Source organism: Ruminococcus sp., from assembly GCF_024684275.1.
The window spans coordinates 1-2,238 of record NZ_JAIKXF010000135.1; the positions used below are offsets into that span (position 1 = coordinate 1).

The 2,238-nt window shown below is 42.5% G+C and carries 2 protein-coding genes and 1 pseudogene; all 3 read right to left on the reverse strand.

What is annotated here, in order from left to right; genetic code table 11:
• A partial coding sequence (locus K5677_RS14295) for a GTP-binding protein (RefSeq protein WP_296729315.1) occupies positions 1-877 on the reverse strand: 877 nt, incomplete at its 3' end.
• Between the two features lie 66 nt (positions 878-943).
• Positions 944-2,050, reverse strand: coding sequence for a GTP-binding protein (locus K5677_RS14300; RefSeq protein WP_366849534.1), 1,107 nt, complete (start codon positions 2,048-2,050; stop codon positions 944-946).
• A gap of 8 nt (positions 2,051-2,058) precedes the next feature.
• Positions 2,059-2,238 (reverse strand): annotated as a pseudogene (locus tag K5677_RS14305) (hypothetical protein); the annotation flags it as partial.

Genomic DNA, 2,238 nt, shown 5'->3' on the forward strand with positions numbered 1-2,238 from the left:
GTATATCGATATTCTGAGTTTCGTGGTGCTGTACTGTTATTTCGGCAGTCAGCGACACCCATTTTTCGCCCTGCAACGGATAATACCTGTTACACAGTGCAATAAACCAGCAAAAATTCATATCAGCTTCACAGCACGTCATAATATATCGTCCGACAGCAAATACGTTGTTCGGAAGCTCAGGACGAGATGTTATCATTGCTTTGAATTTAATGGTTTTATCGTTATATTTCTTTGCCTCATTCATTATATCGCCGTACCATATCGCGTAGTCTTCGTCTTTGATAAGTATAGTATCAGCATCAATATCATAGGGCAAGGGATCTTCAATATCGTCAGCTATCATCATTCCGTTGTCAGCTTCATAGTATATTTCAGCTCTTCGATTAACTGAGTGTACAATTTTGTGCAATTCATTCACATCTGCTTTATTTACATAGCGATTGAAAATGACCACATCGCTGACATTGAGTTTATCAACTACAAGACTTTTCAGATTTTTAACGTAGATGCTGAATGAAGAGGCATCGGCAACAAAGACTGTTTGAAATATCAGCCAGTTATCAGGCTTTTTAAGAAGAAAGTCGGTCAGATGCCATATACCATTTAATTCAATAACGATCCTGTTAGCTTCACATTCATCTGAAAGTCTTGATAACGATTGCTCATCAAGCTCTGTTTTCTCCTCGATCACATGGAGCGAGACATTATTATGCCCCAATTCTGAAAAATCATATTCTTCTAATCCCTCTTCACATACAAGCAGCAATATGTTTTCGTCGTTTCCAAAATGTTCGTTTGCAAGTGTTTTCTGGATAAAGCTTGTTTTTCCGCCTTCAAGAAAGCCGAGAAACAGATAAACAGGTATTTTTTTCATTTTGATTTCCTCATTTAAGAAATAAGTGCAGAAAAACTATTGTCCTCCTGCACTTAAGTAATTATTTTATATAGTCAGGCAGCTTTCAAGACGTGAAAGGATATCAGCCTTTTTATAGCCTTTTCCGATGAAAACAAGCTGATTGATGCGGTCTCCGTAGACCTCGTGCCAGTCGTCCTTCAGGTCAGGGTAGTTCTCAAACATAGCGTCAAGCTCCTCCTGCGGACAGGAAGCCAGCCACTCGTTCAGCTCAGTAACACTTGCGTTTCTGCCAGCCTGTTCAAAGAGCTGTATATGCACATCATCGTCAGCAAACCAAACATATCCCTTTGTGCGGATAAGCTCTGTCGGATACTCGTCTACCAAAGCCATGAATTTATTACGGTCAAAGGGGCGGACTTCCTCATACACAAAGGAAGTAATGCCATATTCGTCCATGCAGGCTTCCTTGTCAGTTGGCTCATTGGTGTTGAGCGCACGCTGAATGGATGATGAAGCGAGAACGCTGTGATAGTCAAACTCCTTGCCGTGAAGTATCTTGTCGGTATCCACCTCGCTGTTTACAGCAGGGATTATCTCGGCTTCTGACTGAATGTCACGGATAGCCTTTGTGACTTCTTCTATCTGTTCGCTGCTGAGCAGGTCTGTCTTGTTGAGTATGATAAGATTGCAGAACTCTATCTGGTCGATGATAAGGTTGATGATGTCGCCCTCTTCTGTATCGTTCTCCATAGATATTTCACGCAGGAATTCGTTATAGATACGGTCAGCGTCCACAACGGAAACAACAGAGCTGAGATATACATTGGTATCGGGATTGTCCTCGGTATACACAACAAAAGAAGCAGCAATATTGGAAGGCTCGCTTATACCCGATGCTTCAACGAATACAGCCTCGATGTCGGGAAGCTGGGAGATACGCTCAATTTCAGCGATAAACTCATCTCGGAGCGTACAGCAGATACAGCCGTTCTGAAGCTCAACCATTTCAACAGATGCTATGCGGTCGCGGTTCTTGTTCAGGAGAGCAGCGTCTATATTGACGCTGCCCATGTCATTTACGATAAGGGCTATCTTACGCTGCTCCTGTTTCAGAAGATTCTGCATAAGAGTGGTCTTCCCCGAACCAAGATATCCTGTTATGAGAATTACGGGTATCTTTTTATCAGCCATACCGCACCTCATTTCAGAACTCCTGCAAGAACATCATAGTTCTTCTGCATGAGGGAGATATAGCTTGCACCGCCTGCAATATCGTCCTTTGATACGGACTGGAGTGAGTTGAGCTCTGCAATATCAAGAGTCTTGCCCGATGTGCTTATGATAGTATTGGCAATATCCTTGCTTGAATTCTCAAGTGT